At 43.0% G+C, this 24,801-nt stretch carries 23 protein-coding genes and 1 riboswitch; of the genes, 5 read left to right on the top strand and 18 right to left on the bottom strand.

The window, feature by feature from the left end:
• Window positions 1-12: 12 nt before the first annotated feature.
• The 10 genes from UB32_RS02060 to UB32_RS02015 all read right to left on the bottom strand — a co-directional run bounded on the left by UB32_RS02060 (window position 13) and on the right by UB32_RS02015 (window position 9,152).
• Window positions 13-441 (bottom strand): bifunctional adenosylcobinamide kinase/adenosylcobinamide-phosphate guanylyltransferase, encoded by a 429-nt coding sequence (locus UB32_RS02060; RefSeq protein WP_044390799.1) that lies wholly within the window; start codon window positions 439-441, stop codon window positions 13-15.
• Window positions 375-1,004 (bottom strand): histidine phosphatase family protein, encoded by a 630-nt coding sequence (locus UB32_RS02055; protein WP_044390797.1) that lies wholly within the window; start codon window positions 1,002-1,004, stop codon window positions 375-377. Before UB32_RS02055 ends, UB32_RS02060 begins: the two co-directional genes overlap by 67 nt.
• Window positions 962-1,747: an adenosylcobinamide-GDP ribazoletransferase gene (gene cobS / locus UB32_RS02050; RefSeq protein ID WP_044390794.1), complete on the bottom strand. Its 786-nt coding sequence runs from the start codon at window positions 1,745-1,747 to the stop codon at window positions 962-964. Before cobS ends, UB32_RS02055 begins: the two co-directional genes overlap by 43 nt.
• Complete coding sequence (locus UB32_RS02045) at window positions 1,734-3,233, bottom strand: cobyric acid synthase (protein ID WP_044390792.1); 1,500 nt, start codon at window positions 3,231-3,233, stop codon at window positions 1,734-1,736. The genes cobS and UB32_RS02045 overlap by 14 nt, the downstream gene beginning before the upstream one ends.
• Entirely contained in the window at window positions 3,230-3,811 is a 582-nt protein-coding gene (locus tag UB32_RS02040; RefSeq protein ID WP_044390790.1) for a bifunctional adenosylcobinamide kinase/adenosylcobinamide-phosphate guanylyltransferase, read from the bottom strand. Before UB32_RS02040 ends, UB32_RS02045 begins: the two co-directional genes overlap by 4 nt.
• Entirely contained in the window at window positions 3,790-4,866 is a 1,077-nt protein-coding gene (gene cobD / locus UB32_RS02035; protein WP_044390788.1) for a threonine-phosphate decarboxylase CobD, read from the bottom strand. Before cobD ends, UB32_RS02040 begins: the two co-directional genes overlap by 22 nt.
• On the bottom strand, window positions 4,823-5,806 hold the full coding sequence (cbiB, locus tag UB32_RS02030; RefSeq protein ID WP_044390786.1) for an adenosylcobinamide-phosphate synthase CbiB: 984 nt from the start codon (window positions 5,804-5,806) through the stop codon (window positions 4,823-4,825). The genes cobD and cbiB overlap by 44 nt, the downstream gene beginning before the upstream one ends.
• Window positions 5,803-6,519 (bottom strand): adenosylcobinamide amidohydrolase, encoded by a 717-nt coding sequence (locus UB32_RS02025; protein ID WP_241768407.1) that lies wholly within the window; start codon window positions 6,517-6,519, stop codon window positions 5,803-5,805. Before UB32_RS02025 ends, cbiB begins: the two co-directional genes overlap by 4 nt.
• Before the next feature lie 43 nt (window positions 6,520-6,562).
• Window positions 6,563-7,537, bottom strand: a complete 975-nt coding sequence (locus UB32_RS02020; RefSeq protein WP_044390784.1) for an ABC transporter substrate-binding protein — start codon at window positions 7,535-7,537, stop codon at window positions 6,563-6,565.
• A 154-nt stretch (window positions 7,538-7,691) separates the two neighbouring features.
• Window positions 7,692-7,890, bottom strand: a riboswitch (cobalamin riboswitch).
• Between the two features lie 116 nt (window positions 7,891-8,006).
• Window positions 8,007-9,152, bottom strand: a complete 1,146-nt coding sequence (locus tag UB32_RS02015) for a DUF2515 family protein (protein WP_044390783.1) — start codon at window positions 9,150-9,152, stop codon at window positions 8,007-8,009.
• A 116-nt stretch (window positions 9,153-9,268) separates the two neighbouring features.
• Here UB32_RS02015 and shc point away from each other — a divergent pair, with 116 nt between their 5' ends.
• Together shc and UB32_RS02005 are read left to right on the top strand one after the other, a co-directional pair.
• The gene (shc, locus tag UB32_RS02010) at window positions 9,269-11,155 is read left to right on the top strand and encodes a squalene--hopene cyclase (protein WP_044390781.1); all 1,887 of its coding nucleotides are present in this window, start codon (window positions 9,269-9,271) and stop codon (window positions 11,153-11,155) included.
• 16 nt (window positions 11,156-11,171) lie between these two features.
• On the top strand, window positions 11,172-11,714 hold the full coding sequence (locus UB32_RS02005; protein ID WP_044390780.1) for an HXXEE domain-containing protein: 543 nt from the start codon (window positions 11,172-11,174) through the stop codon (window positions 11,712-11,714).
• Window positions 11,715-11,901: 187 nt separating this feature from the next.
• Here the strand turns inward: UB32_RS02005 and UB32_RS02000 are convergent, their stop codons facing one another.
• The 8 genes from UB32_RS02000 to UB32_RS01965 form a co-directional block, all read right to left on the bottom strand.
• Complete coding sequence (locus tag UB32_RS02000) at window positions 11,902-12,267, bottom strand: hypothetical protein (RefSeq protein WP_044390779.1); 366 nt, start codon at window positions 12,265-12,267, stop codon at window positions 11,902-11,904.
• Between the two features lie 192 nt (window positions 12,268-12,459).
• Window positions 12,460-14,109: an amidohydrolase gene (locus tag UB32_RS01995; protein ID WP_044390778.1), complete on the bottom strand. Its 1,650-nt coding sequence runs from the start codon at window positions 14,107-14,109 to the stop codon at window positions 12,460-12,462.
• A 68-nt stretch (window positions 14,110-14,177) separates the two neighbouring features.
• A complete protein-coding gene (locus UB32_RS01990) occupies window positions 14,178-15,644 on the bottom strand; it encodes a sodium:solute symporter family protein (RefSeq protein ID WP_044390777.1) in 1,467 nt (488 codons plus the stop codon).
• Window positions 15,644-15,865 (bottom strand): DUF3311 domain-containing protein, encoded by a 222-nt coding sequence (locus UB32_RS01985; RefSeq protein ID WP_044390775.1) that lies wholly within the window; start codon window positions 15,863-15,865, stop codon window positions 15,644-15,646. Before UB32_RS01985 ends, UB32_RS01990 begins: the two co-directional genes overlap by 1 nt.
• A gap of 34 nt (window positions 15,866-15,899) precedes the next feature.
• A complete protein-coding gene (locus tag UB32_RS01980) occupies window positions 15,900-17,147 on the bottom strand; it encodes a M20 family metallo-hydrolase (protein ID WP_044390773.1) in 1,248 nt (415 codons plus the stop codon).
• 140 nt (window positions 17,148-17,287) lie between these two features.
• Window positions 17,288-18,643, bottom strand: a complete 1,356-nt coding sequence (locus tag UB32_RS01975; RefSeq protein ID WP_044390771.1) for an aspartate aminotransferase family protein — start codon at window positions 18,641-18,643, stop codon at window positions 17,288-17,290.
• A gap of 39 nt (window positions 18,644-18,682) precedes the next feature.
• Window positions 18,683-20,146, bottom strand: a complete 1,464-nt coding sequence (locus UB32_RS01970; RefSeq protein WP_044390769.1) for a CoA-acylating methylmalonate-semialdehyde dehydrogenase — start codon at window positions 20,144-20,146, stop codon at window positions 18,683-18,685.
• 146 nt (window positions 20,147-20,292) lie between these two features.
• Window positions 20,293-21,912 (bottom strand): PucR family transcriptional regulator, encoded by a 1,620-nt coding sequence (locus UB32_RS01965; RefSeq protein WP_044390767.1) that lies wholly within the window; start codon window positions 21,910-21,912, stop codon window positions 20,293-20,295.
• A gap of 338 nt (window positions 21,913-22,250) precedes the next feature.
• On the opposite strand from UB32_RS01965, the gene UB32_RS01960 reads away from it, so the two are divergent.
• The 3 genes from UB32_RS01960 to UB32_RS18905 all read left to right on the top strand — a co-directional run bounded on the left by UB32_RS01960 (window position 22,251) and on the right by UB32_RS18905 (window position 24,293).
• Window positions 22,251-22,550 carry a hypothetical protein gene (locus UB32_RS01960; protein WP_044390766.1) on the top strand — a complete coding sequence of 100 codons (300 nt, stop codon included), beginning with the start codon at window positions 22,251-22,253 and terminating at the stop codon, window positions 22,548-22,550.
• Between the two features lie 60 nt (window positions 22,551-22,610).
• Window positions 22,611-23,447, top strand: coding sequence for a hypothetical protein (locus UB32_RS01955; RefSeq protein ID WP_044390764.1), 837 nt, complete (start codon window positions 22,611-22,613; stop codon window positions 23,445-23,447).
• A 129-nt stretch (window positions 23,448-23,576) separates the two neighbouring features.
• On the top strand, window positions 23,577-24,293 hold the full coding sequence (locus UB32_RS18905) for a thermonuclease family protein (protein ID WP_241768405.1): 717 nt from the start codon (window positions 23,577-23,579) through the stop codon (window positions 24,291-24,293).
• The last annotated feature ends 508 nt before the right edge of the window (window positions 24,294-24,801 follow it).

Below are 24,801 nucleotides of genomic sequence, written 5' to 3'. Positions count from 1 at the left end.
GTCCATTCCCCTTTATTTTAGTTTTTGACTGATTCCGTACCAGATTACGTCAACCCTCTCTGCCGCTGATACAAGATCCTGGTAAACCCATCCTGTAGTATCGCGCCACCATCGATCTTCGGCAGCCATTGGAACGATTCCTTTCGAAATATCACTCCCGATCAGCACCAGTTTCCGCTGTTGGTCCATACTTTCCCACTTCAACCATTCCCGAACAAGTGACTGCCATTTTTCCCGGCATTCGTCAGCAGGAATGGTTTGATTTATTTGGCGGATCCACCATTCAATGCCTTCCAAAACGATGATTTGTTTGCCATTCAGTACTGGAATTTCATCGCCTTGGTAAGCTGAGATCCAAGAACTTTCTCGCTCCGCTAGCTGATATTGCTCCCTGACCCATTTTGCTTTCCCATTAAAGGAACCTCCTGTAACGAAATGCACCGTTCGCCCCTCCTTAATCTCTCGCTGCTGCAAGTTAGTTGATAACCTCGTCCATACGGAATGCTCCATTCCCAAAAATCTTTCTGTTCTGGCGAATACGAACTCAATAAATAACGAATCACACCGCCATGTGTGACAAGTGCAGATGTTCTTACCCGTTGTTCCAGCATATTCGTAGTCATTTCTGCCCAGCCTTTCTGTACGCGCCGGGTAAAGGCAGAAAAGGATTCCCCATTTGGAGGAGAAATGCTGAAAGGGTTATCAAGCCACTTTTGATAGATGGTGTCGTGCTTTAGCTGTTCGTATGTTTTTCCTTCCCAATCTCCAAAACTCATTTCCCGAAGTTCTGGCAAAACTTCCGCTGTTTTTTTCGGAAACAGGAGATTCGCAGTTTGCCTGCATCTCCCAAGATCACTTGTATAAACCCTATCAAAATTTTCAGGAATCTCGGAGAAAACCTGTCCCGGCATCAAAGGGGAATCCGTCCACCCTACATATGCCCGCCGTTTATTTTCCGCCGTCATCCCATGGCGAAATAATGCAATAGCCACAGTGTCATCCACAGTAAAACCTCCGTTAATTCGACACTTGCGCCGAGTGAATCCCCAGTCAATCCTCCAAACCATTCCACGATCTTCTGCTTAAGGAACAGGACAATGAGAATAGCAACAAGGAGATAGCTTGCCAGACTACTATACAGACCATTAAAAAGCAACAGCACTACAAATCCAAGGAGATAAACTGGATAAATCCATACGGTTTTCTGTGAAGAAGACTCTTTAAACAATGCGCCGAGCCCTTCCTTTTTTGCTGGCTTGACTGAAACGAGCAACACTCCCATTACTGTTCTGCTTAGAAACGGAATAGCAAGTGCTAGCAGATAGGTAGCATCTCCTATCATGTTGATAATTTCGTAAAGGAAGAAAAATCTCGCACTCAACAGCACAATAACGGACAAAACCCCAAACGCCCCGGTCCTTGGATCCTTCATAATTTCTAGTCGCTTTTGCTGATCCCGGTAAGAGAAAAACGCATCACTTGAATCAATCCAGCCATCCAAATGGATTCCTCCGGTTAAGAGGATAGTTGCAAGCCACAGGACAAACGCAGCTGCTAGTGGTGAAAACGGGGTCCACTCCATCAAGCTATAAAGAAGACCAGCGTAAATGGCGCCTTGCACTATCCCAAGTATCGGGAATGTTTGAATCGCTCTTTCCAGATGCTTTTTGTCCATTGGTAAGCTAAGTGGAATGGGTATCGTCGAGAAGAACTGGAGATTGATCAGAAATCCCTTAAACCAACTCATGGCTATTTCTCCAATGATCAGAAATTTCCTTCAGCTTTTCCCAGTGTAGATGTTTTTTTAAATGCTCGGCCAGTTCATCATACTTCTGGTCCTTGAGCCTGCTGATATAAACGGGTTTTTGCTCAGGAAGTCCCTTCGCCGTTCGAATGGAATTCAGCCAGTGATTTCTCCAATCATCATTGTGAAAGATATGATGCAGATAGGTCCCAATGATCCGGCCGTCCTTTCCGTAAAAACCTTCTTCACTGCCATTCTTCAGCAGCAGGAATGGCTGACAGCAACCAATTTCCGTATCGCCAAGATGAATTTCGAACCCCTGGACAGTAAGATCCGTTCCAATGCGCCTATGGAGTTTCCCTTCTGTTCGCACAGTGGTTTTCTCCATTGAAAAGGTAGTGACAGCTGGAATGATTCCCAGTCCTTCTTCCTCCGAGCAGGCTGCACCGGTATCGCTTCCGAGCGGGTCAAGCAGCTTCTCGCCAAGCATTTGGTAGCCACCGCAAATCCCAGCTATAAATCCTCCATTCGCAGCATAATCACGAAGCCAACTGTCGATTCCTTCCTTTTTAAAATATTGAAGGTCCTTGATCGTGCTTTTTGTGCCAGGCAGGAGCACAGCGTCCGGTTCGCCGATCTCGCGAAGTGAATGGACCCAGCGGACTGACACGTCCTGCTCATGATAGAAAGGCTCAACATCACTGTAGTTCGAAATGTATGGAGGCTTGAAAACGGCAATATCTAGTCCGGTTTTGTAAGTAGATGCGGGGATCGATAAAGAGTCTTCGCCATCCATCATATGGTTTTCGAGAAATGGGAGTACACCAAGTACAGGAATCCCTGTTCTGGATTCCAGCCAGTCAATCCCTTGTTCAAATAAGGAGATGTCACCGCGGAATTTATTGATGATAAGACCTTTGACCCGCTTTTTTTCCTCTGGAGACATTAGTTCTAATGTGCCGATAATGCTGGCGAATACGCCACCCCTGTCAATATCTGCGACCAGAACAGCCGGTACATCGGCAATTTCTGCCACCTTCATGTTGACCAGCTCCCGGTCCTTCAAATTGATTTCAACCGGGCTGCCCGCACCCTCCATTACAATCATTTCAAATTCCTCTTGAAGTTTTTCGAAAGCGGAAGAAATTGCCTTCAGTCCCTGTTCGTAAAAAACGTCCCGATAAGCCTTTCCCGACAATGTATCGACTGCTTTCCCAAATAAGACCACTTCCGCATTCTGGTCGGACCTTGGCTTTAGCAGAATCGGATTCATCCAGACCGTCGCCTCGGTCCTTGCTGCCTCTGCCTGAATCCCCTGGGCTCTGCCGATTTCTTTTCCATCAGCAGTCACATACGAGTTGTTGGACATGTTTTGCGATTTGAATGGTGCTACTTTAACACCCTCATTTGCATAGGCCCGGCAAATTGCAGTCACAATCAGGCTTTTCCCAACATCCGAAGCTGTGCCTAATACGATAATTCCCTTCATGGAGAAACCTCTCCCTTCCTCCTCATCGGCACACCAGCTTCCACCAAATAGGCAAAATCCGCTTCTTTTACAATAGCTTGATGAAGCTTGCCTAGTATCCTAGCATAGGTAAATACCATCGCTTCATCCGGTATTGCTGCCCCGAGGACTTCATTGCTGACAACGATGAGGGCTCTTGTTTGCTGAGCCACTTGCTTCAGATCATTTATGATTTTTGTTTCAATCCTTTTTGGGACCTCAACCTGTTCTTGCTGCCAATCTGTATGGAAGAATTCATTGTTTAACAGCGTGGTCAGGCAATCCAGCAGGACAATATCATTTTTTGTGAGAACGATAGAAAGCTGAGAAAGATTTCTTGGAATCTCCCATGTTCTCCAGTGCAGCCCGCTGAGTTCACGGTCCCGTTGATGGCGCAGAATTCTTTCTTTCATTTCCTGATCGCTCGGCTGCCCTGCGGCAACATAATGCAGCTGCCCAGAATATTTCGCTTGCCATACTCCTGCTAAATTTTCAGCAAAGCGGCTTTTGCCACTGCGGACACCACCAGTGATAAAAATTAAAGACGACTCCCCAGCCATTCATCCACCGCCTCCATCAATTTGTCGTTCTCCGCAGGTTTCTTAATCGCAAATCTCAGCCATGCTCCATCAAGTCCAGGAAAGTTTACGGTATGTCTCGGTATGATTCCTCTTTCCAGCAGAAATTTCAAGAACGGATACTGGTCATTAAGAGACGAGTCCGTTAGCAGATAAAAATTTATCTGGGACGGAGACACGGTCAAGTTTCGGTTTTGATAAAAACGGAAAAGACGTTCTCTTTCCTGTTTGATTAAGGCAATCGTTTCTTTTATATAAGATTCACTATCGAGACACCATTCCCCTGCTTTCAATGCAATCGCATTTGTACTCCAATGGGGTTGGATCGCTGCAAGCTTGCTAATGACTTCTTGATCTGCAAGCAAATAGCCAAGCCTTAATCCAGGGATCGCAAACATTTTCGTCATCGATCGAATGAGGAGCAGATTCCGATATTCATGTATGTAAGGGGAAATAGATTCATATTCTTCGAGGAAGTCGAAAAATGCCTCATCGACAATTAGCAAGCAATGCAGCCTTGTGCACTCCTCTAGCAAATGAAGAATGATCGATTTAGGATAGTAGGCACCTGTTGGATTATTAGGATTGCATAGAAATAAGGCAGCTGCTTTCTGGAGCTTGTCACTTACATTGTCCTCGATCCAGGCCCCGTCAGCTGGCAGCTGGTGATACTCAATTTGGCAGCCATTCCCCCTGCATGCTTCTTCGTATTCTGAAAAAGCAGGCTGGACAATCACCACCTGTTTCCCTGCAAGCATCCGGCCAATCAGGGAAATAATTTCAGCGGCTCCATTTCCGAGAAGCACCTGATTTTCCTGCAATCCTTCGCGATCGGCTAGCTTTCTTTTTAAAAATGTCCCGTTTGGGTCGGGATACTCATGAACCGATTCTAGGAGTTCGCCCCAATTTTCTTTTACCAAAGGAGGTGGTCCCAGTGGATTTATATTGGCGCTGAAATCCAGCTTTTCCTTTGGAATGGTCAGGTTCATTTCTTCATATAAATAATGTGGATTGGCACCATGAGATGGCCACTTCAAAGACAATTCCCCCAAGCCACAGCACTGCTAAAAAGAGCGGAACAGTCGCTGTTACAATTTTGTTTGCTGCTACCATATGATTTTTCTCAAGAGGGACAAGTTCTTCGCCCATCGTGGCGCGTTTCGATACGATCCCTTTATAATAATTGATGCCTCCAAGCTGGATCCCCATGATCGCAGCCACAGCGGCCTCTCCCCAACCGCTGTTCGGACTTGGGTGCTTTCTGGCGTCGCGCCTAACCATTTTCCAGGCAGACATTCTAGTAGTGTACATCGGGCGGTTCATTATGATCATACAAAGAGAAGTTAACCGGCTTGGTAGCCAGTTCACCAAATCATCCAGTTTTGCCGATGCCCAGCCAAATTCAAGATACTTCTCGTTTTTATAACCAACCATCGAATCACAAGTATTGATTGCCCGGTATATAAGCGCAAACGGGGCTCCTCCAATGGCCGCCCAGAAAAGCGGAGCAGTAATGCCATCGCTCGTGTTTTCAGCAACCGTTTCAACGGCCGCTCGGACTATTTCTGGCTCATCAAGCCGTTCTGTATCGCGGCCAACAATCCAAGAAAGCTTTTCTCTTGCCTCTTCAAGATTGTTAGTAACAAGTGGATCATAAACCGATAGACTAGCTTCCTTGAGACTTTTTTGGGCAATCGCGGTAGAAATCAGCATCGCTTCCATGAAAATGCCCGCTGCTGGATGGATGTAGTAAAAAATGGAAGTAACCAAGATGGCAATGCCCCCTACAATCAGCAGAACAACGATCACCATTGCCGTGCCTTTTGCCTTTTTGCCGCTGCCCCTATTCATTATGCGGTCCAATTTGTAAATAAGTGTGCCCATCCATTTCACCGGATGCGGCCAGTCCGGCGGATCCCCCACAAACCAATCAAGGAGGACAGCAAATGTTACGGCGATAAGATGATGGACGATCACTTCTTCCCCCTTTTCTGGCTGCTCCTAATTGCTTCGACTGTACATTCATAGACACCTTTGCCAATGATTTGTCCAAGAGGAGTTATCGTGCCGGCATATTCCAGCTTTTGCCCACGCTGGGAAGAGGCGATGAGAATGCTGTCAGTTGAAGTACCTGTTGCCACGGTCCCTGACAAGGAGTCCCTTATCTCCAAATCATGCAGCGCCTTTGTTTTTGCTTCTGTTGCTGTGATAATACTTTGGATGAACGCTTCTTCGGTCAGTTCACCGCTTATGTAAATCCAGGTATTGATCGTTCCAGGTGATGAGTCATTGGAATAATACTCCCTGCTTCTCGAGGCATCCACCGCATTTCCCACACCTGCTGTTATAACGAAAAACACTGAAAACCCTTCTTCTTGATATTGCTTATAACATACATCTTCTGTCCTCACGGCAGTCATCATCCCCACCGTTTCCTTCGGCTCTATTCCCTGTTTCTTCAAATATTGGCTCATTTCTTCCCGATGGTCCCTGCAATTATAATCCTTGTTCACATGGCGGTTCACGAAGCTGCTGTACCAGCCCGTTCCCGCGCCAACAACTCCCGAAGAAATAGTTCTTAATGGAATAGGAGATTTCAAGACAATGAAATCTCCTGTCACTTCAAGATGGCTTGAGCCTATTTCCACTGCTGCTGCCTCGTCTGAGCCATTTGTAGGAAGCAATACCATTTCTGGCACAGCCTCCTTTAAATGTGAAAAAGGGCTCAACTTTTTAGTTAAAAACATCTGGGTAAACCGCTTTTGCAAGCTCTTCTAACCCTTCTGTCAGTCTCGGCCCTGTTCGCGTCACCTTGTCTGAATGTACATCAACTACGCGATTTTCTTTGACCGCGGTAATATTCTCCCAGCCTTTGCGGCTTGTTACATTTTTAACTGGCTCAGGTGTATAGTAACCGTGGGTGGTAATAATCACATCTGGATTTCTTTTTATAATTGTCTCTGAATCCAGCTTAGGCCATCCCTCTTCGGTAACGGTATTCTCTGCATTTATGATCTGCAGCATTTCATCAATGAATGTATTTTTCCCAGCTGCATAAACCTCCGGCGCCGGAGATACTTCTACAAATACTGACTTGCGATCTTCCTCTTTTATTGCTTGTGCTTTTGTTTGAATCTCTTCCGTTTTATTCTTCATGTCCGCAATCATCGCATCCGCTTTTTCCTTTTGGCCGGATGCTGTTCCCAGCATGCTGATCGATTCATATACTTGATCGAAAGTTGTCGCATCATTCACGACAAGTACGGTAATGCCCGCATCTCTAAGCTGCTGCAATCCAGCTTCCGATGTATGGGCACTTGAAGCATGGGCAAGAACCAAATCAGGCTTCAAAGAAATGATTTTCTCGACATTAAACTCCATGCCGCCAACTTTCTCTTTCTCCGCCACTTGTTCAGGGAAATTATCAAAATCAGAAACTCCAACAATCTGTTCCTCCAGACCCAACCCGTATGCAATTTCTGTATTGCTTGGAATCAGGGAAACAATTTTTTCCGGTTTTGATTCTATTGTTACATCTTGTCCTGTTCCGTCTGTGATCACTACAGGGAAAGTCACTTCTGCCTGCGGGGCTGTTTCTGCAGTGTTTGTGTTTTCTTGTTTCGTCTTATCCGCATTGTCGCTGCCACATCCAGCTAGCGACCCAATCAACAGCAATAAAGCAAATAGGAACGCGTTCCACTTTTTCATCCTTCATTCCTCCAAATTATCTTTTAAAGTACCAATTTTTTTTAAAAAACCGTCTATAAACCTAAAAAAACACCCCCATTATTCCATGGAGATGTTTGTGCCGGTTTGTCTATTAAGACAGAATCGTTCTCAAACACCTCCTATCCTCGTAGGTTGTGAAGCAAAGAATCTGGCAGGTCTCCTGGCTTCTGGTCATTGCAAATCAAGCGCCTTCCCATACAAAAAGTACAGTGGCAACATGCTTGAAGCTCCCAGTTACAGTGGCGGGACCGCGTTGGAATTTCACCAACCTTCCCTATTAAGTCTCTAAACTAGAAATGCGTTTAGAAAACACCAAATCTTTATGTATTTAATTTTCCGTTGGTATATATTATACACAATTTTTGTCGAAAAAAGTGTCAATTTGAGACGAAATGACTAAAAGTTTTTTCCCAGCGAATGAATCCTACTAATCTCACCCAGACTCTTCTCATAAGCTTTGTTCATCTTCCCGCAAAAGAATCGCTTCCTTCGTCATAACCGCCAGTTCTATTTTTTCAATGGTTTTGCAGTAATGATGAAAAATATCTCCATCACAATGATCCTTTCTTTGAAAATAATCCAGTACACGCCAATCCTCAAACCAATCCCCGTTCTCTGCCTCTTCTTGAGGAATATTCGGCCAGGCGTATTTTAAAGACGGGCTGTACAGCCGCTCGGCACCTTTCCTTAACTCGCAATTTTTGACGCGCCGCTTATAAAGGGAGCGAGGAAAAGATTCGTTTACATCATTAAATACATCTGGCCAATAATCTTTTCGCGAGCCCGTGTGTGGGTGCTCATCGGCCCATTTCAAAACTCCTGACAAAATCTTTTCCTGCTGAAAAAGCAGCGAATACAATTTTTTTCCGAATAAAATTCTCTCGTGAAGCGAAGTGAAATACCGTAAGGCTGCGCCAGCAAGGGATGCTTTCTCCGTGTCATTCCCAGCTGCATAAGGAAAAATAGTGTTATTAAGGTTCAAAAAATCATACATTTTAAAGCTGACCGTTCCTGTAACGATTTTTTGATAATGCTGATTTTGAATCAATCTTTTTTCCAAGTAGTTTTGTTCATTAATCACCATTGCAATCGCTAAGCTAGTTTTGTCGCCACTATTCCAAAAATAATCCCACATCGTCTCCATAAAGGTAGAAATACCAAAATAGCGCAAAAGGTAAAACATTTCTTTCTTGACCTTGACACTCAAGTCATAAATCAAAAATTGGGGAAATACATCCTGAAAAATCAACCAACTACCTCGTTCCAAAAATGCAAAAAAATCTTCCTGCTCTCGTTCAGGCAAAAGCTTTGTTAACAGCTCCCCTTTTAAATCGGTCATATTCCATCCAACGTTACGGGAAACCATATGTCCAAGCAATGCCCAGTGTATTTCAGGATGCTGATGGTAAAAATCAAAGTACGCTTGCGTCCGCGTGCTATTGTTTTGGTTGAGTTGTCTCGTCTGTTCTTTTATCACTTGGATTCTACTTTTATCTTTTTGTGATAAACAGGGGAGTTCCCCAGAAGTCTTCTTGTTTGCCTTGTTCTTTAAGTCTTTTTTAATATCTGAGAAAGAGTTCAGCAAAAACGGCATCATCCTTCATATGAATTCATTTTTAGTGGATCAGTTATTCCTATCAAAGGAATGCATATTCATTTTGCACAAGGAATATGAATACAAAGATGAATATTTGGGAGAGGACGGATTAAATGAATCATCGGGTAAATAAGGAAATGAATAGAATCGTGAAGCAGTTAATCCGGGACCAATCAAAGGATGGTGCCTGGCGTTATCCATTTGAGACCGGGATCGCAACGGATTGCAGTATGATTATCTTATTACGGACATTAGAGATAGAGGATGAAGCGTTCATAAAAGAGTTGGTGGAAAGGATAGCTGGAGAACAACAGGAGGATGGGTCATGGAAGCTGTTTCATGATCAGAAAAACGGAAATCTGACATCCACTGTGGAAGCTTACTATGCCCTTCTTTATTCTGGGTATCGAGATCGAAAAGACAAGGATATTCAAGCAGCCAGGCGATTTATTTTAGCCAATGGAGGGGCTGGGGAAGTCCACCAGTTTTTGAAAATCATGTTGGCGCTAACAGGACAGTGTGAATGGCCGCATTTCCCAATTAATATTGAGGTAATGCTGATCCCGGATACCTTTCCGATCAATCTTTTTGACCTTTCCGTATACGGTCGAGCCAACATTATCCCTTTTTTAATTCTCGCTAATACAAATTTTCGTAAAAGAACAGCCCAATCACCCGATCTCTCCGATTTATTTCAAAACAGAGAAGTTCGCTTATTTACAGAGGAACAAGATGAGGAGCTCCGCTCGCTTACGAAATGGGTGAAACAAGGGATTAACGGGTTGAAATCTCATGGGAATCTTCGCGAATTGGCATTATATCGGGCCGAAAAATATATGCTGGACCGTATCGAGTCAGACGGTACGTATTTAAATTATTTCAGCACGACCACCCTTATGATTTTTGCCTTATTGGCAAGAGGCTATCACTCTACCCATCCAGTGATTACCCGTGCAGTGCAAGGTTTAAAAGCAATGACCACCCGGATGGATGACAAACTTCACTGCCAATACACAACGGCAACAGTTTGGAATACGACCTTAATTAGTTATGTCCTGCAAGAATCTGGTTTCGCCTATTCCTCCAGCCCTGTCCAAAAGGCAAATCAATACATTCTCTCGCGCCAGCAGCTTAAATACGGAGATTGGGCCATTCATGAATCAACGGTATTGCCAGGAGGCTGGGGGTTTGCCGACTTGAACACATTCCACCCGGATATAGATGACACAACAGCCGCACTGAGGGCGATTCGTACTTTGGCGACAGAGCAAGTAGATTACCGACAGGCATGGGATCGTGGAGTAAACTGGCTCATTTCCATGCAAAACAAGGACGGAGGCTGGGCGGCATTCGAAAAAAATGTGGATAAAAAGGTGTTGAACTTGTTCCCGGTTGAAGGTGGACAAGATTTACTGATTGATCCGTCCACGGTGGACTTAACGGGGAGAACTTTAGAGTTCTTCGGTAACTTTACAAATCTAGATTTTCACCAGCCAATGATCAAAGCTGGGGTTCGCTGGCTGCTGCAGCAACAACAGACAGATGGTTCTTGGCTGGGACGTTGGGGCGTATATATTTATGGCACATGGGCGGCCGTGACGGGGATGATTGCAGTCGGAATTTCTCCGAAGCATCCAGCCATTCAAAAGGCACTGACTTGGCTGCGGAAAATTCAGAATCCAGACGGCGGATGGGGAGAATCCTGTAACAGCGATATTCAAAATCAGTATGTACCACTTGGTGACAGTACCCGCACGCACACCGCATGGGCACTTGACACCCTCATCTCAGCTGCAACTACCGTTACATCTGAAATGGAAAACGGAGTCGCTTTTTTAGTGGATCGGAAGGAAAAAGATTGGACGTCAACCTACCCAAAAGGCAGAGGTATGGCAGGGTCTTTTTATATCAATTATCATTGTTATGAATATGTTTTTCCATTGTTAGCTCTGGCTCATTATCAAAAATTGACTGACGGCCAGCTGCTAACTGGTGAATAAAGGAGGTAGACAAAAGATGTTAGCGGAGCCCCACCATTTTATCGATCTGAACACATTAATCTGGCTATTTCCGATCATTTTTATTTTCCATGACTTAGAAGAAATCATCACCATTGAATCATCGATGGCGACAAGCAAGAACAGAAATCCGAAGACTCCCTTCGTCGAGATGACATTAACAATGAGAAAAAAGCTAGGTTCAACCGCTGCCCAGCTTGCTGTTTCAGCTACCTGGATTTTACTAATCATCACATTCACTGCCATAACAACCGCCCACTTTTCAGACATATGGGGCTTTCTTTTGTTTACAGCCATACTTCATTTATTTGTTTTCCAGGCATCCATGCACATCATTCAAAGCATTATGTTCAAGGCCTACACACCCGGGATCATAACGTCCCTAATCCTCCTAATCCCTTACAGCCTCCTAACCTATTATCTTTTAGCCGAATCAGGACATCTAGACTGGCCTTTCTTTTTCACCAGTCTCCCAATTAGTTTGGTGATGATCCCAGTTTTCCTAGTTGGCAATCTTTTAGGACGGTATTTTATTCGGTGACTGGCCCTGCTACTCATAGTAAAATGGGATAGGAAATAACCTGATTCACTCCTGTTCAGGAAGGAATCAGGTTATTAATATTCCTAATAGCATTCCCACACTCCCGCCACTTTCAACCATGACTCTTTTTGGAGTTTAGTTGGAATCTTAAAGTGGAAAAAGACTGATTTTTGGTATTATCCAAAAATCAGTCACTAGCCAGGAGATGTTTACGGATTTCAAAAGCAATATTTGTAGGCTTATCTATTTCAAAAATCACATAATCATACCTTTCGTGACCATCCAGTTCGATTATTACCAAAGGCACCTTCTTTTCGTATGAGAGAAAGTACCACTTATTAGCATATTTAAAGCTACCTTCAAAAATATTCAGAGCGGAGATAGAAGTCCCAGGCATCCGAAGCATCCACCGGGGAGCATCAAAACTATCAACATATACACTTTTGATTGTCTCAAATGGCATTTTCAAGTTTAATTTCAAAGCGGAAATAGCATTTACACCACTTAGTTTTAAAATTACATTTTCATCATCAAATTGTACTTCTCTTGCCATCTTGAACCACCTCTCTAAATTTTTACGATGGTTAGACTATTAACGAAATTTATCATAAATTTTTCCACTTCAAATACAATTGATGATTGTAGAAGCTCTTCTCTTTATTTTGTATAAATTACTGGACACCTAATTCCACGTAGGACCTGCCTTTTTTGTTTCATACTGTAAGGGGGAAATATAGCATGAATTTTAGTTTGAATAAACTTCTTTTATTTCATAAAACGAACTCTTATTTGAGGAGTACAAAATTTCCCCATCCACCATTGTCAGTTCGACTTTCATGTCTTTTATTCTTTTTTTCTCTTCTTTTAAAATACTGGAGTTCAAAACGACTAAGTCTGCTAGTTTACCTGGCTCAATACTGCCTTTAATGTTCTCCTCGAAGCTGGCATATGCACCATTCCATGTATATGCCCTTAACGCTTCCAATATTTCAATGCTCTGATTCTTGCCAACGTGTTGACCTTCAACCGACTCCCTGTTAATTGCAGCATGTATTCCGAGAAGTGGATCAAGATAGGTGACAGGCGCATCAGACCCAAATGCTGCTACGATTTCTTTGTCGATGAAATCTCTTGCAGCATACATTACCTCTACACGCTCTCCGTAATATTCAAGATACTTGTCGCCATTTGCATACATAAATACAGGGTTTGGTGTTACAACTACACCAAGCTTCTTTATCCTCTCCTGTAAATCAGGGGATGATATACCCGCATGTTCAATCCGGTGCCGATGATCTTCTCGGGGATGTTTTGTCAGCGCTAATTCATAACAATCCAAAAGCATTTCAATCGCCCGGTCACCCTGTGCATGTGCTGTAAGCTGGAAACCTTTCTCGTGTGCCTGACCTAAAATCCGATTGAGCTCATCCTGGCTATAATAAATAATCCCTCTGTCATCAGGATTATGAGTATACCCCTCTCTTGTGGCTATAGTGGGGCCGACGCTGCTTCCATCTGTAAACAACTTGGCTGGACCGATTTTAAAATACTCATTCCCAAGTCCTGTAATTGGCCCAGCGTGAACCATCTTTTCAACAAACTCGTGAGAATTGGTCAGCGAACCGATCATCGCATATACCCTTACCTTAACTTCTCCTCCATTGATTGCCTGCTGCATGATTCGGATGATCTCGGCACCATCGCCATACCCTCCTGCATCATGGATACTCGTAATGCCTGCTTTGATAAATTCATCCGAAGCCAGCTGCATCCCTTTCCGTATTTCTTCATTGCTATAACTTGCATATTGAAAAACCTGCATATGGGCATTTTCGATCATCCGTCCAGTGAGACTGCCATCTTTATTTTTTTCGATTATTCCTCCTTCGGGATCAGGAGTATTCTCATCAATCTTCGCGATTTCTAGAGCCTTACTGTTGACATACGATGTGTGGTTGCAAGTTCTGATAATAACAATCGGATGGTCCTTTGAAATTTCATCAAGCTCTTCCCTAGTTGGAAAACGATTTTCTTTAAGATTGGATTCCTTGAACCCCCATGCTCTTACCCATTGCCCTTTGGGTGTCTCTTGAACTTTTTTTCGAAGATCTATAAACAAATCCTCCAACGATTGAATATGCGGCTCTATACAACTGACTCCTAATAAATTCGTTCCATAGATCGTCAAATGGATATGGGCATCATTGATACCCGGCATAAGCGTTTTACCTTCCAAATCGATAGTAGTGGTGTTTACTGATCTAAAATCTTCCATTTCCTCCGTCATACCAACAGCGATAATCTTATTTCCTTTAACTGCCACAGCTTCTGCAATGCGATTTTGACTATCTATTGTAATAACTTCACCATTTTTAAAAATATAATCTGCTTTCATAAGCCTCTCCTTTCAAATGGAAAAATCGAGACACATATTTCAAAATCTTGTCTGGCGAATCTATTTTTTTATGCTACATCGACATAACGATTAACTTCATCTTCGGTTTGTGCTCTTGTTACGTAACTAACGGTTACCATTATGACAATATTAGAAACTAAGCCTAGAATTCCCGCATGGATACCAAATGGAGTAGAAGTAGCAACCAGTTGGAAATAGTAATTGACGATTGTTCCTACAACTAATCCTGAGATAACCCCATGGGTTGTTGCTCTTCGCCAAAATAGTGCACTGTACACTCCTGGAGCAAACTGGACAATGGAACCATAAGCACCTAATAACAAGGCGACCAATCCCTGCCCGCCGAAAACAGTAATATAATAAGCTAAGGCACCGATAACGAAAACGCCAACACGCATGATTAGAAGTGTTGTCTTGTCTGAGAGGTCCTTCCAAATGGATTTGATCACTCCATCCGTTACCTCCAAAGAAGCACTATGAGTAATCGCATCGGCGGTTGACATAGCCGCAGCAAGCGCACCAGCTCCGACAAGGCCATACAGCCATCCAGGCAAATTCATAACCGTTGTAATCAAATAAGGTAAAACTTGATCAGCGCTTTCTAGTTGTCCTGAATCAACTACCCCTTTAGCAGCAAAGCCAACAAGTAAAAGTGGCACTAAAAACAAGGCGAAAATTGGGTATGCTAGTACAGTCTTTTTAATTGTCCTTGAATTGGATGCATATGACTTAGAAAATAAATGCGGCCACATCAGAAATCCAATTACCGATACTAGAATGGTAGTTGTGTAAGCAACGGTACCCATTGAAGAACCTTCTTTCCCTATTTGAAGGAATTCAGGTGTCTCTCTCGCAATTGACTCGAACATTTCAGTTGTTCCGCCATGTAATTGATAAACGATGGTCAAGCCTACAATCCAAGAAATCAGGATCATCAATATACCTTGGAATACATCAGACCAGGCAGCTGCCCGCAGACCACCTGTTGCTACATATACAACAACGATTCCATACGACAGAAGAGCACCAAGCCAGAACGGAATCCTGCCTTCGGTCAAGGTGTTAAAAATAATGGCCATCCCTGACATTTGAGTAGCTAAATATTGAATGGAAGCAAATAACGCGATCAATCCAACAAGTATAGCCAATACAGGGCTGTTGAATCTTCCCTTTAAAAACCCTGCCACTGTATAAAGACGATATTTCCTGCCGATTTTCCCTATTTTTGGCCCGATGATGTACCATGGGAGAATCGCAAACGCAGTGTACGTAATAATATATAAGGCCGGAGCCCCTTTTGAATACGCCCATCCGGGTGCTCCTAAAAACGAGAATGCGCTGAAGACAGCTCCTCCCATCAAGAACCACATTACAAACAATCCTAGCTTCCCGCCTGCTACCGCAAATTCATCCAGCGAGCTGCTATCTCTTCCTCTACCTGCCATGACACCTACAAAGAGAGCGATCACAAGGTACAGAATCATCATAATAAGAGCAATCTGCCATCCTGGCATTAAACATCCTCCTCCTCATCCTGGTCTGGGTCTAAACGATACAGTATTACAAGTGTTACAAACGTAATGACAATCCACAAGATCACCCAGAAAAATGAAAAGGGTAAACCAAATATAATCGGGGTTGCACGATTCGCAATCTCGAAAAACGGAAACACGAGCATTAAAAATGGTATCAGCCCAACAGCGATATAGATTGTGTTAAATTTAGATTTGCTCATCTTTTATCAACTCCTCTTAGGTTATCGGTAATCCTTACTCTGCCATCCTAACGGTCGTTCGATAAAGCAATTCAGCACCTAATGAAATATCTTCAATGGATGAAAACTCTTTAGGATTATGGCTGATTCCATCCTTGCAGCGAACGAAGATCATCCCATAATCGCACACATAGGACATAGCAAGAGAGTCATGGAATGGGCCGCTCATTAATTCGATGGTATCCAGTCCAATATTTTTGCTTTCCTCTCTCATCAAATTCATTATTTCCTCAGAACAGTACCTTGGCTCACTATTCGTGTCCTCATGAATTCTGTAAGTCAGACCGTGTTGATTTGTTATTTCGGCAATACGCTCATATAATCTCTCTTCGATCCGATGTCTTTTATTAATATCAATATCTCTTAAATCCACAGTGAAGGTAACTTTTTCAGGGATTATATTACGAGAATCGGGGAAAATACTCATGCTTCCCACAGTTCCGACTGTTGGAGCATCAGGATCTTCACCAGCCAGCTCATTTAGTGCCACGATAATTTTTGCTGCTCCCACCAGTGCATCCTGCCTCATCGCCATTGGCACAGAGCCTGCATGACCTGCAAAGCCTTCTAACTCAATTGTCAGCCATAATGGTCCAGAAATTCCGGTGACAATACCAACCGGGAGATCATTCTTTTCCAGGATCGGTCCCTGCTCAATATGCATTTCCAGGAAGCCAGCGATGCTTCCCTCTTCATATTCGGATTCTTTTAATCGATCAGGGTCAAAGCCAAATTCCTTCAATGCCTCGCGCCGGGTCACACCATCTTTGTCTTTTCTCTCTAATTCGCCTTCTTCAAGCTGCCCAAGGATTCCCCGGACTCCAAATAATCCTTTATTAAAGCGGCAGCCCTCCTCATCGCTAAACGCCACAACCTCAATTGGCATTCGCGGTAAAATATTTTGCTCCTTCAAAGTTTGCGCGACTTCTAACCCGCCCAGCACCCCGATGACACCATCAAACCTGCCTCCATATGGCTGGGAATCAATATGGGAACCAATCATCAATATTGGAGCATCGGGGTCTTTGCCCTCAAGCCTCCCTATCAGATTGCCAAAATCGTCTATTCTTGTTGTAAGACCAGCTTCTTCCATCCAGTTCTTTACCTTCTCTACTCCTTCCCTGTCCTCTTTCGATAAGGTCAATCGGCAGACACCAGTATCCCCAATTTTGCCTATCTCTGCTAACTCATCAATACGCTGCTCCAAACGCTGTTTGTTGATCGTAAAAGTTTGCAGTTTCATCTTTCCCCTCCTCCTATTTTTAAAATCCTTTCAGTCAAAGCGGAGTGTCAGCCATGTCCTAAAAAATTCCTCAGTTCTTTAAGTTTTGACAAAACACTCGTAATCCCAATATGAAATTACGAGTGTCTCCGGTGGTTGTTTTACTGTATTTTCTGTAATTCTTCCGTGAGTGTCTGAATAATAAAATCCAGGTCTTCCATCTCAATATTGAGTGGCGGTGACAAAGTTAATACATTGTTGTATCCCGCAACAGTCGCCCCATTCTTTCCAATTATCAATCCTCTTTCTTTACATCCATTCATCACTTTGTTGACAAGATTTGTATGAAGAGGTTCTTTCGATGTCTTATCACTGACTAGTTCAATACCAATCAGCAGCCCTTTCCCTCTCACATCTCCTACAAAAGCATGATCCATCAGCCTGTCATAAAGACTTTGTTTTAAATAATTACCTAACTCCCTTGAACGATCGAACAATTTTTCATTTTCCATGATTTCAATGTTCTTCAAAGCGAGAGCACAGGCAGCGGGATTACCGCCAAACGTATTCACATGGCGGAAATAATCATAATCCTCAGATCCTTTAAAAGTTTCGTAGATTTCTTTCCGGACCGCTGTTGCGGAAAGCGGAAGGTATGCGCTAGTAATACCTTTTGCCATTGTGATGATGTCTGGTTTAACACCGTAATTCATGAAACCAAATGGCATCCCAGTCCTGCCAAATCCGCAAATCACTTCATCCACGATCAGCAAGGCACCATGCTTTTCACAAACCTCTTTCACACCTTTCATATACTGCTCTGGTGGAACGATGACCCCGCCTCCAGTAATGATCGGTTCCATAATCACTCCTGCAATCGTCTCGCCAAGCTCCCATGTCATCACCCGGTCGATGTCCTGTACTGACTGGAGGTTTACTGCTTCGGTGTCTTCTTGATCTGCGCCACGATATAGATCTGGCGGAGCGACATGTAGGAATCCAGGTGCCAATGGCTCATATTTAATTTTGCGCTGCGCTTGCCCCGTAGCCGCTAATGAGCCCATCGAATTACCATGATAAGCCCTGTAGCGAGAAATGAATTTGTACCTGTTGTGCTCACCATTTTGCTGATGATACTGCCTTACCAGTTTAAAGGCCGTTTCATTTGCCTCAGACCCACTGTTGGAAAAAAAGAAAACATAATCATCTCCCAGTAAATCATTCAGCTTTTCAGCCAGTTTAATCGCCGGAATATGACTCTGACTAAGAGGAAAATAGGCCATTTCCCTTAATTGTTCATAAGCTGCATCGGCTAGTTCTTTCCTTCCATAACCAACATTCACACACCACAGCCCCGCCATGGCATCAAGATATCTTTTACCGTTATGGTCCGTCACCCATGAACCTTCTGCTTTCTCTGCTATTAGGGTGTTGTCGGGGTTATATGGCTTCATTGAATGCCAGACATAATCCCGGTCCTTTGCAAGAAAATCCTCTGCTTGTTTTGTCTTTGTCATGCCCGCCTTCCTCCTACGCTTTCGGTTTTGTGGCTAAATTTAATAATCAAAACGAGTAGTAATCATTTTTTTGCGAGTATAGAAGTTCACACCATCCTTGCCATTCACATGGAGATCACCATAGAAGGAATCCTTCCAGCCGGAGAATGGAAAGAAAGCCATCGTGGCTGGAACGCCAACATTGACTCCAAGCATTCCTGCGTCAGCATCTTCCCTAAACTGCCGGATTGCTTTTGCATCCTTCGAATAGATCGTCGCCCCATTGCCAAAACGGGATTTACGAAGGTATTCCAGCGCCTCATCCAGATTCTCAGCACGAAGGACACTCAAGACCGGTGCGAAAATCTCCTCTCTGGCAATCGTCATGTCTGGCTCCACATGATCAAATATTGTTGGACCAAGGAATGTACCTTCCTTTAATTCGTCCATCGCACTTCGTCCATCCAGAAGCAGTGAAGCTCCTTCTTCTACTCCCTTTTCGATATATCCCAATACCTTCTCGCGATGTGATTTTCTAATCAATGGAGTAAGCAGGACCTCATCATCCAAACCATTTCCAATCACCAGATCGCTAGCCTTTTGTTTTAATGCCTGTACAAATTCTTCTCTGTCACCTACAACGACTACGGCACTGCACGCCATGCATCGCTGCCCAGCACTTCCATAGGCGGAACTGAGGATATTGGTTACTGCCTTTGCCACATCCGCATCAGGCATGACAATATGGTGGTTCTTAGCCCCCGAAAGTGCTTGAACCCGCTTTCCATTGGCTGATGCTCTTTCATACACATACTTAGCAACCGGCTGGGAACCTACAAAGGAAATGGCTTTCACATCTTCGTGGTCAAGAAGACCATTCACCACATCATGTGCTCCGTGAACAATGTTAAATACGCCTTTTGGAGCACCCGCTTCTGAAAACAGTGACACAAGTTCATTCGCCAAAAGTGGTGTTCTTTCGGAAGGTTTCAATACGAAAGTATTTCCACAGGCGATGGCCAAAGGGAACATCCAGAGAGGAACCATCATCGGAAAGTTGAAAGGAGTAATTCCGCCGACTACACCAAGAGGATACCTGAACATTTCAGAGTCAATCTCCTCCGCTATATTGGATAAGCTTTCCCCCATCATCAGCGTTGGTGCCCCAACGGCAAACTCTACACACTCAATGCCACGTTGCACTTCCCCATAAGCTTCCTTATAGGCCTTGCCATTTTCCTTGACAATCAACCTTGCCAGCTTTTCGTGATTCTCAGTCAGCAGGTGATGATACTTATAGAGAATTCGTGCCCTTTTCGGCACCGGAGTGTTTTTCCAAGTTTCAAACGCGGTTTTGGCAGCACTTACAGCAAAGTCAACATCTGCCGCAGAAGAAATTGGAACCCTCGCTAATACTTCATTAGTAGCTGGATTAAGGACCTCAAGAGTTTCATTGGACTGGGCATCTACCCAATCACCGTTTATATAGTTCTTTAATACAGCGGTTCCTTTGGTTATATTCATTGGTTGGCGGCCTCCTTTTTTCTGAATTTTTAAAATTAATATTATATAAATTATCTTGTATTTGTTACAAAGTTTCATTAGACACTATGTAAAAAATCTAACGGAGTTTTTTTTACATTTTGAAAAAAATCTTGCTTTTCTTCAGGCTATAGTGATTCTTGACCAGACTTTTTTACCTGCCTGGATGAAATCAAATAGTCATAAGAATAAATCATGAACTCAATCGCCAGCCGTTTTTCATGACGCATGAAGTCCTCACCAAGCAGATTTTCCAATTTATCAAGCCGATGATAAAGTGTCTGTCTAACAACATATAGCTGTTTAGCTGTCTCTTGCTTTGATCCATTACATGCTAAATAGATTTTCAAGGTATCCATCAGCTTCGCATTATACTTTTTGTCGTATTCAATCACTGGTTCTAGATACTCCATCACAATTTCCTTTAACTCTAAATGCTCGTTCAGCTTGGATATGAGCCTGTATATATGCAGGTCATCATAGAAATAATAGGATTCTTGCTCACTCCAGCGTGTTTGGATTCTTAGAGTCTCGGCAGCTGTTTTATAACTCATTCCGATGTTTTTCAGTTCCTGAACGTATTTCCCAATCGCAAGCATATGTCGGAACTTGTATTCGCCAATTTTAAGATCACTTTGCAACAATTTCTGTATTCCCTCTGTCATCCTCTTCTTCCAATTGGCTGTGCTTCTCATATTTAAGAAAATAAATACTAACAAACCTTTCCTCTCTATCGAATAAAAAGTAAATCCATGCTGTTCAAAGATTGTTCTTGCATAAAGTTTAAAATAGGTTAAATCAAGATTTGAAAATGAATCAAGTGTCTCTAGCCTGCACAAGCAGACAAATCCTCCTTTCCCAACAACTTGCGGTGAATGATAGGCTATGTAATCTTGAATAGCATCTTCACTGCATTCTCCCTCCAGCCAGTTATTCAGGAAATCCGTTTCCTCGTTCCGCCGCTTCTCTTCGAAATAATGCTTTCGCAAGAGAAACTGTGCAAGAGCAGTTGCCGTCCGATCCAGAATTAGCCGGTCAAAATCAGTAATACCCCTGACTTTCGAAAGGAGGAATAGCTCTGCTTTATTGTCGCCAAGCAGTTGGATTGGTACGCTTGCTATTGATGTTGATAGATGGTCTGGTACAAGGTTGTTTATGAATGGTATAAGTTCATTCCTCTCGTTGGCATCGACATTTGGAATAAACTGAATATCAGAAGGATGAAAAAGGATGGCTACTTGAACATTTAAAAACTGTTGGATGAAAGTGAGGATTTCTTGATGATTTTCAATCGTTAATAACTTCTTGTTTAGCTTTTGAGAATATCCTTCCAGGTCAGATATCATCTGGTACTGGTGGTTGATTAGGAGGGTGTGGATGTCTTGGGTGATCTTGACGAAAGGAACTTCTTGTTTAAAAAGGATAATTGGGAAATGATGTTCATTTGCGAGATCAATAATTTCCTGCGGCAAAATTGAAGTGTAAGTACCAATCTCAAAACAAAGAGCAGCAGCCTGGGATTCAATTAACTGTTCAACAACAGAAAAAAATAAATTTTTGTCCTCTTTCCATGCAAGCCCGGTAGACAAAATCAATTCACTCCCATTTAAAAGGTTTTTGATTTTCGTCACATCCATCACATGGACCCATTTAACAATACGGCTCAGACCCTCATGCCCAGCAACAACTTCTATATTCTCAAAGTACTTTCTCTGTAAAAGATCCTCAACCGTGATATATAAAGACAAGGTGATTGCTCCTTTTTTATACAATATAGAAACTGTATGATTTATAATTCACAAGAATTCTTTATATTTTAAGTATTCTGTTTTTAACTCGGATTTACCTGCATATTCCCCTTTTTTCTCAGTATTAGTTTGAAGGAAAATTGGAGGAAACTATTTCGTTTTGTTGTTATTAATGAAAATATGAAGACCAAAAGAACTAGAACACATCTCTAAAAAGAACGTAAATGTTTAAATAAAGAGTGCATTTTTTCAGTGGATTCTTTTACTCTTTCAATCGGAATAAATTATTTCTGTGGCAGTTCTATATAATTGCAAATAGAAAAACCTAGATTGGGAGGATGAAATCAATTACAGCTGCTCACTCGGATGCTCTTCTAGTTATGGAAGCCATGAAGGAAAGCAACGATAGGCGCATGTTCGAACGGTACCAAGTTATCCACCTCCATCTAAAAGGGTATAAGCAGAAGTTCCTGAAAGGAAAACAAATACAGATTACTACTTATGGACCGCACCGGGGTGCCAAGCTCCTCGGTACATTGAATTATGAAACTGGAGAAAACTTTGTGTCCGAAGCAGAACACTGTATGACCATTTTCCAACTGGATAACCGTCACAAAACAGACACAATAATCCGCTAACCACCCTGTCCCCTTTTCCTGCCCCTCTGTATATAGACAGTGAAAGGGCGGTGCAAAAAAATGACGATTAAATCAGGGGTCATTGAAGGTTTTGAAGGGTATGGACAATTCAGTTCGCTGGAGGAATTCAACCACCATTTGGAGATGTGGATGGCTTGGCACAAACGTGATTTTACAAAGGGAGAGTTAGTAGGATTGAAGAGACTGTCACGGTTTGCTGCCAAGGTCCCAGGCGTCAGCAACGCAAAAATCGGCACGATGCTGAAAGCCATCCATGAAGAGTACCACGAGCTCGGCATTTCCCGTTCCACTTTTAAAAGAATGATCATCAAAGCAAGAAATCTGGGAATCTTCACGGTACACGAAACATCACGTAAGAACGGTTCACAATCCAGCAATTTGTATGTATTCAACCGTTTTCCCAATAATGAACCACTGAAGAAGGAAAAATTGAACCACCCTAATAAAACTATTAATCTTTCTGAAACTAAAACTATAAAGAATAATAAACGTGAAGAAACGGCCTCAGGGGAAAATAGCCAATTCCACAATCTTGATGAAAAGAAACCAGAAGGCAGCCTGATCCAACCACCAGAAGATCATGAATTCGTCAGCGATCGAATTCCAAAGCCATTCGTTGAACTGGTACAATGCTTCTTCCCTGCAGCCAAAACAATCGAGGAATTCTGGAGAATGACAACGATCTCTGCCTATAAAAACAACCAGGAGAACGAAACAGACACCGTTCTAGCTCTCTCCCTGGATTCCTTCAAACAGCTCGTACGCAAACTTAAATCAACAGTGAAGGTGAAGAATCCACTCGCCTATTTCACCGGCATCCTGAACAAGAAGTTCCAAGAGGTTTATTTTGGGGAGCTTTTAGAGATGGGATTTTAGGTCTCGAAAAAAAGAACCATTGGTGCCGTAACCACCAATGTATTGGTCATTAAATTTGTGGATCCTGTTCCTGAAAAAGCCATTTTAGAGTCAAAATCAGAGCAGCAGGCCTAGAAAGATGCTGATAAAATGAAAAACGAGAAAATGGAAACAGAGACAGAAGAAAAAGAAACAGCCGAGAAAATGGCTAAAGAGGCAGAACAACAAAAAGCGAAATTAGAGGCACAAGCTAAGCCGAAAGCAGAGGAAGAAGCAAAGCGAAAGGCTGAGGCAAAAGTAAAAGAAGAATCCCGAAATGCCGAACTAGGTCTAGAGGAAGCCATCGTTGTTCGAGTCGTTGATGGAGATACAATCGTAACCAACAAAGGCCGCAAAGTCCGCCTTGTTGGTGTAAATACACCCGAATCAACGACAAGAAAAGAGCCATTTGGAAAAGAAGCAAGCGACTATACCACTTATAAACTCAAAGGCAAAAAAATCTGGATGCAACCAGACGTCAGGGACACCGACCGTTACGGCCGACAGCTTCGCATCATCTGGCTGTCAATCCCAACGGATGACAGGAACGAGTGCGAAATCCGCTCTAACATGTTTAATGCCCATCTTGTTCTCAGTGGATTTGCAGTACCATCCACCTTCCCACCTGATGTAAAATACAGCGACTACTTCGTAAAGTTTGCCAGAGAAGCACGCGAATCAGGAAACGGATTATGGGGATTTGGAACAAAAAGAGCAACCAAAGGCGACCCAGACACAAAAGCAGCCGCTAAAAGTACAACAACAACTAGCCAACCAGCAACTACTACAACAGGCAGCCAGTACGACTGCACCAGCTACGGCAATTAAAACGGAATACTTGGCAAACTATTAAGGAAAGTCTATCCAGATGGAGTACCCACCATCCATTCGACCTATCAAACAAAGATGGATCGGGATAAGGGTTGTTATGCTTGCGAGAGAGGTTTAAAGGATTAGAGCCAGCGATTTACAGGATCTAGTTTTTGCTTCAAAATTAATCTAGAAAGGAAGCAATATGTACATCCCACGCTAGCAAATTAACCTATATTATTAATAACCCGTTAGCATCCCACTTTGATCTTTATCAGTTGGCACCCTAAGAAAAAATGGCCAAACAATAGGATGAATACGAAGCTATAATGAATTTCACATCAAAACGGATTATCATGAACGAAGCCATTACGCAACATGAAAAGCTCATCGGATAATTTGTGCAAATCAGCTGGTTGAAGCGTGAGACATTTGTGTTAAAACAACATAGGTACATGCTGATTGCGGTATGATAAAGAGCACTGACATTCAACTCTTCTCTAATGATTACGGCCACGGGTTTTTA

The organism is Mesobacillus subterraneus, assembly GCF_000934845.1.
GTDB lineage: Bacteria > Bacillota > Bacilli > Bacillales > Cytobacillaceae > Mesobacillus > Mesobacillus stamsii.
Note: the sequence above shows the minus strand (reverse complement) of the source record. Positions and strands in the feature narration are given on the sequence as shown.